Genomic DNA, 5,896 nt, shown 5'->3' on the forward strand with positions numbered 1-5,896 from the left:
AGGCCAGGGGGCCGAGCAGGGCCAGGGCCAGGAACGTGGCGGCCCGCGCCCGGCTGGAGACGACGGGCGGCCTCAGCAGCCCGGCGGCCGCCACGCTGGGGTGCAGCGCGGCGGCGCCGACCAGCACCGCCCAGCCCAGCCAGCCGATCGTGGAGACGGCGCCGGCCGGCCCGCCCTCCGCCAGGTCGAGCAGGTAGGCGCCGTCCGCGACGAACAGGGACATGTAGGAGACGCTCAGCAGGAGCAGCCACGGCGCCCGGCCGCTGTCGAGCGTCATCCGCAGGATCATGCCCAGCAGGAACAGGTCGACGACCGGGCTGACCAGCGCGAAGGCGAGCTCCGCGCCGGTGTAGCCGCTGTGGTCGATCACGGGGTTGATGAAGAACGCCCAGAAGGGCATGGCCACGCCGACGGTGATGATCGCGCCGTCGAGCAGCCCCGCCCAGCGTGAGCCGCCGGTCCGCAGCCCCAGCACGGTCAGCGCGACCAGGCCCAGGCCGTACGAGAGCAGGGTGGTGACCTGGTAGGCCGTGAGGGCGGCGGGGAGGCGCAGCCACGTCCAGCCGACGCCCCAGAAGAACGCGGACCCCACCCAGGCCAGCGTGACGGTCGTGCCGATCAGCCGCCAGGCCCACAGGCGGCCCAGGCCGTACCGGCGGATGCCGGCGAGGACGGCCGCCAGCGACGAACCCTGCAGCACGACCCAGCACAGGGCGTCCAGGACGGGGGAGACGGCGGCCGCCAGCGGAGCGGCCAGGACCAGCGCGCCCGCGGTCAGGAGGTACGCCAGCCAGCCGTACGGCTCGCGCACCAGGCGCGATCCGCCGGCCGGCGTGGCTCCGCGGGATGTCCGGCTCATTCTCTTCTCTGGATCTGCTCCGGCAGGAAGGTCGTGGAGCGGGGCGGGCCCCGCCGTGGGCGCGCGGGACCGCCGGTCCCGGTGCCGCCGGAGTGCCCGGCCGGGGGCCGGGCGTCTCCGGGGCGGCCGGATCCGGTACGGCGCGCGAGGGGCCGGAGCCCCTACGCGTCCGCGCCGCCGGTCTCTCCGCCGCCGGCGCCCTCGGTCCCGCCGGGAGCCCCGGGGCGCAGCATGCGGCGCAGTGCGGCCAGGGCGTCCTCGTTGGGCGAGGCGGCCTCGCGGTTGACGGCCTGCAACTCGCGGAAGATCTCCTCGCGGTGCACCGGCACCGAGCGCGGGGCGCGGATGCCGATTCGGACCACGTCCCCGCGGACGTCGAGCACGGTGACGACCACGTCGTCACCGATCATCAGGCTCTCCCCCGAGCGGCGGGTCAGCACCAGCACGTGCGGCTCCTTCTCTCACCGGGGGACGTATCGGCAGCCTAACCGATCTCAGACGGATACCAGGGGAGCCCGGACCGGCAGGTCCGAACCGCTGAGCACGGTCTGGACCGCCCGGCGGGTGGCGGTGTCCACCACGATCGGGGCCATCAGGTTGGCCGTCGCGTCGGTGATGGAGCCCGGCGCCGTGACGATGAGCAGGACGAGCAGGTTCGAGGTCTCGCCCGCGCCGAGCATCGCCAGGGTCTCGTCGTCGATCTCGGGCTCGTAGCCGGGGAAGAACGGGTTCGGCGAGATGACGAGGAAGCGCAGGTCCGGGTTCTCCAGCGAGCGCAGGGAGTACAGCACGCCGTCCTCGTCGACGCGCACGAGCACGAACCGGCGGTTGTTCGCGAAGCCCGGCATCGGGCAGACGAACTCGATCGCCGGCAGCTCGCCGCCGGTCGTGTCCACCGGAGCCGCGGTGTCTGCGTTCATCGGGCGGTCCTCTACAGAGATCATTTCAGGAAGTCCACGAGTGAGGGCTGCACGACCTTGGCCGTCGCCGCCAGCGCCGCCTGGTAGGCGGTCTGCTGCAGGGTCAGCTCAGTGATCGTCTTGGGCAGGTCGATGTCTTCGATGTCGGACAGCTGGGTCTTGAGACTCAGAATCCGGGTGTCGGCCGTGTCGCGCATCTGTGTCACGCGATTGTAACGAGCACCGACGTCGGCCACCTCGGTCTGCATGCTCTTGATGCTCGTGTCGAGGCGGGTGAGGTCGTCGCCGAGGGCGGACGGGTCGTTCCTGAGGTTGCCGGCGATGTCGCTCAGCACCTTGAAGAGCTGGTCGTCGCCGTCGCCGAAGACCTTCTTGCCGTCGGAGTTGACCGCGATCTTGGTGTTGTCGCCGATCGTGCGGAGCACCTCGCCGCCCTGGCCGTTGTAGGTGCCGTCCTTCTCGTACGCCACCGATCCGGAGGCGGCGCCGCCGAAGACGGGCCGGCCCAGGTAGGTGGTGTTGGCGATGCCGATCAGCGAGTCGCGGATGTTCTCGATCTCGGTCGCCAGCGCGGTGCGCGCGCTCACCGAGCCGCCCGCGCCGGAGGACATGCCCTGCAGCACCAGTTCCCTGGCCCGGTTGACCTGGCCGTTCGCACTGGTGAGCGCGGTGTCGATGGTGCCCAGCCAGCCGAGGCCGTCGTCGGTGTTGCGGGTGTACTGCTCCTGCGTGCGGATGTCGCTGCGCAGGGACAGGGCCGAGGTCGTTCCCGTGGGGGAGTCGGAGGGCCGGGAGAGCTGCTTGCCGCCCGACAGCTTCTCCTGGATGTCGCCCAGCCGGGAGATGTTGCCCTGCAGGTTGTTGAGCACCCTGGTGGAGATCGAGCGTTCGGTAACGCGCATGTACGTCATGTGTCATCAGCCCCGGATCATGCTGAAGAGGGAGTCGAAAGTGCCGTTGATCGTGTTGATCATCTGCGTGGCGGCCTGGTAGGCGCGCTGGTAGAGCAACATGTTCGCCATCTCCTCGTCCAGGCTGACCCCCGACTGGGAGAGCCGCTGCGCGTCGTTGTTCTGCGTGACGCTGGCCTGGATGGTGGTCCGCCGCTGCGCGGCCTGGGAGGCGACCCCCAGGGCGGTCACGCTCTCCCGGTAGAACCGGTCGGGGCCGCCGGCCGCGTTGGCGAAGCCCGCCAGGGCGTCGGCGTTGCCGGCGTCCAGGTTGCCCTTGGGCGGGAGCACCACCCCGGTGATCGGGTCGGTCTCGACCCTCGGCGGGACGGACGAGACCGCCACCTCCGCCGGGTCGCCGACGCCCACTGTGATCGTGGCGGCGGTGATCACCGTGCCGGTGGTGGGGGTGAAGAAGTCCGCACCCGCGGCGCCGTTCAGGTCGTAGCCCTTGACGTGCTGGGTGTTGACGGTCGAGGCGAGCTTGGCCGCCACCTCGTCCAGCTTGGCCGCGTAGTCCGGCAGGACCTTGTTGAGCGACTGCAGCGACGAGGCGAGCTGACCGGAGGCGACGCCGGCGTCGGCGCCGCTGTCCTTCCACTGCAGCGCGACCGCGTTGGCGACCGGGTCGGCCATCACGTCGCGCAGCGAGCCCCCGCCGGCGACCTTCAGCTCGCGGGCGGAGCCCCCGTCGACCAGCTTGGCCCCGCCCAGGTGGACGTCGACCGCGCCGTTGCCGAGCGCCTTGGAGGTGGCGCCGGTGAGCTCGGCGATCCGCAGCACCAGGCCGTCGCGCTTGTCGGCCAGCTCGCTGGCGGGCAGGCCCGCGGCGGTGGCCCGCACGATCGCCTTGTTGAGCTGGGCGACGGTGTCGGCGGCGGTGTTGACCTCGGTGACGTAGGAGTCGAGCTGGTCGGCCGTGCTGTTCCACAGCGAGTCGAGCGCGTCGTCGCTGCTGCGCAGGCTGTCGGCGACGGTGCCGCCGCGCTGCAGGAGCTGGGCGCGGGCGGCCAGGTCGCCGGGCTGGTTGACGACGTCGTGCCAGGCGTTCCAGTAGTCGGACAGCTGGGACTGGAGCCCGGTGTCGCTGGGCTCGTTGAAGACCTCTTCGACGCGGGCGTGGATCTCCTCCTGGCCCGCGAGGAAGGCGAACTTGGCGTGCTCGATCTGCCCGCGCGACTCCAGGAACGCGTCGCGCAGGCGGGTGACGCCCGCCGCGGTGACGCCGTTGCCCAGGCCGTCGCTGAGGGAGTGGATGGCCGGGGTGACGACCCCGCCGACCGAGTTCAGCTCGACCCGCTGGCGGGTGTAGCCCTCGGTGTTGGCGTTGGCGATGTTCTGGCCGTTGACGTCGAGCGCCTGGCGCTGGGCGTACATGGCGCTCAGCGCGGTGGAGATTCCGGAGAAGGTGCTCATCTGCTACATCGCCTCGTTGACAAGTCGTGAGGAGCGGCCTGCGGTGACGGTCTCGCCGGAGCGGCCGTAGGTCGCCACGGAGCCCGTGACGTTCATCAGCGCCTCGTGGACCGCGCGCGATCCGACGGTGAGCAGCTCGCGGTTGGCCTCGGCGAGCGCGGTGATCTCGGCGGTCAGCGTCAGGAACGCGGTCCGGTGCTGGGTGAACAGCTCGGCCCACGGGCCGCCGGCGGCCTCGGCGAGAGCGGACAGGCTGGGCGCGGGCGGCAGGCCGAGTTCGGCGGCCACCTCGTCGACCTGGGCCGCGCGCAGGACCTCGGCGCGGCGGATCTGCTCCAGCACCATCTCCACCTCGCGGGTGGCGTGCGGCAGCCAGCGCGTCTTGCCCGCCGCCAGTACGAGTTGCTCCTCTTCGAGCTTGAACAGCAGAAGGTCCAGCATCTCGCGGACTCGCCACAGCGTGCTCGACAGATCGGCCAAACTCATCCGTCCCGCCTTCTCAGTCGTAGGGGGCGCCCAGACGGCGCGCTTCCTCACCGGACCCCGTCGGCAGCGCACGGCCCGGCCTGAGGACTTCCCCTCCGGGCGCGCGAACCATGACCGCCTGTGCCCGCCTCATGACGAGAAGTGAGTTTCCGCAACCGTTCAGCAACCGAAAGCAACCGGTTCCTACCTCTTTGTGCCTGTTTTCTCTACATGTCGGCACCGAACACGCCGGATGTACCACTTCCCAGCACATCGTCACGAGAGGGCTGCACGTGAGGACCCAGGGCACCACGACCACCGTCAGCCGCGAGATCGAGAACCTCGTCCGCGAGCACCTGCCGCTGGTGGGTCACATCGTCCGCGAGACGCTCATGCGGGTCCCCTCCCACGTCAACCGTGACGACCTCACCTCCGCCGGCCTGGCCGCCCTGGCCGGCGCCGCCCAGTCCTTCGACCCCGAGCGCGGCACCCCCTTCGGCCGCTTCGCCGCCGTCCGCATCCGCGGCGCCCTCGTCGACGAGCTGCGCGGCCTCGACTGGGCCAGCCGCTCGGTGCGCAGCCGGGCCCGCCAGCTCGACACCGTCCGCCAGCAGCTCAGCGGCTCCCTCGGCCGCACCCCGACCAACCGCGAGCTCGCCACCGCGCTGGGCGTCGCCGAGGAAGAGGTCGACTCCATCGAGGAGGACGTGCAGCGCGCCGTCGTGCTGAGCCTGCAGGGCTTCGCCCCCGGCACCGCCGAGGACATGGTCCAGGAGCAGACCGCCGGTCCCGAGGAGCTGCTGCTCCACCGCGAGCGCCTCGGCTACCTGACCCACGCGGTCGACTCGCTGCCCGAGCGGCTGCGCCTCGTCGTCACCCGCTACTTCCTCGAGGAGCGGCCGATGGCGGAGATCGCCACCGAGCTCGGCGTGACCGAGTCGCGCGTCTCCCAGCTCCGCGCCGAGGCCCTGGTGCTGCTGCGCGACGGCATGAACGCCCAGCTCGAGCCCACCATGGTCAAGAGCCCCGAGCGCCCCGACGGCTGCGTCGCCAAGCGCCGCACCGCCTACTACGCCGAGATCGCCGCCAAGGGCGACCTGCGCAGCCGCCTGGCACTGACCGACGCCCTCGGCGCCCCGGTCGCCCGCGTCGCCTGACCTTCCCGTACGGCCGGCGCCCCGCACTACGCGACCGCCTGCCGTACAGGGCATTCCGGCCCCGTCCGGAAGACGTCTGAAAAAAACCTGCTGGGATTCCTCAGCCCCTCCCGGTCGCCGTCGATGGAA

General features: G+C 71.5%; 7 protein-coding genes. 1 reads left to right on the forward strand and 6 read right to left on the reverse strand.

The features are described from left to right. From IEZ06_RS35300 to IEZ06_RS35325, 6 genes are all read right to left on the reverse strand, one after another. On the reverse strand, positions 1-859 hold an 859-nt coding region (locus IEZ06_RS35300), incomplete at its 3' end, for a hypothetical protein (RefSeq protein ID WP_229799138.1). Positions 860-1,020: 161 nt separating this feature from the next. Further along, positions 1,021-1,305: a carbon storage regulator CsrA gene (gene csrA / locus IEZ06_RS37415; RefSeq protein WP_189241018.1), complete on the reverse strand. Its 285-nt coding sequence runs from the start codon at positions 1,303-1,305 to the stop codon at positions 1,021-1,023. Between the two features lie 48 nt (positions 1,306-1,353). Beyond that, complete coding sequence (locus IEZ06_RS35310; RefSeq protein WP_189241019.1) at positions 1,354-1,779, reverse strand: flagellar assembly protein FliW; 426 nt, start codon at positions 1,777-1,779, stop codon at positions 1,354-1,356. A 20-nt stretch (positions 1,780-1,799) separates the two neighbouring features. Beyond that, complete coding sequence (gene flgL / locus IEZ06_RS35315; protein ID WP_203872430.1) at positions 1,800-2,681, reverse strand: flagellar hook-associated protein FlgL; 882 nt, start codon at positions 2,679-2,681, stop codon at positions 1,800-1,802. A gap of 15 nt (positions 2,682-2,696) precedes the next feature. Then, positions 2,697-4,145 carry a flagellar hook-associated protein FlgK gene (gene flgK, locus IEZ06_RS35320; protein ID WP_189241021.1) on the reverse strand — a complete coding sequence of 483 codons (1,449 nt, stop codon included), beginning with the start codon at positions 4,143-4,145 and terminating at the stop codon, positions 2,697-2,699. A 3-nt stretch (positions 4,146-4,148) separates the two neighbouring features. Then, positions 4,149-4,631 carry a flagellar protein FlgN gene (locus tag IEZ06_RS35325; RefSeq protein WP_189241022.1) on the reverse strand — a complete coding sequence of 161 codons (483 nt, stop codon included), beginning with the start codon at positions 4,629-4,631 and terminating at the stop codon, positions 4,149-4,151. A gap of 272 nt (positions 4,632-4,903) precedes the next feature. Here IEZ06_RS35325 and IEZ06_RS35330 point away from each other — a divergent pair, with 272 nt between their 5' ends. Next, positions 4,904-5,767 carry a sigma-70 family RNA polymerase sigma factor gene (locus tag IEZ06_RS35330; RefSeq protein ID WP_203872429.1) on the forward strand — a complete coding sequence of 288 codons (864 nt, stop codon included), beginning with the start codon at positions 4,904-4,906 and terminating at the stop codon, positions 5,765-5,767. The last annotated feature ends 129 nt before the right edge of the window (positions 5,768-5,896 follow it).

The organism is Planomonospora antibiotica (assembly GCF_014647955.1).
Lineage (GTDB): Bacteria > Actinomycetota > Actinomycetes > Streptosporangiales > Streptosporangiaceae > Planomonospora > Planomonospora parontospora.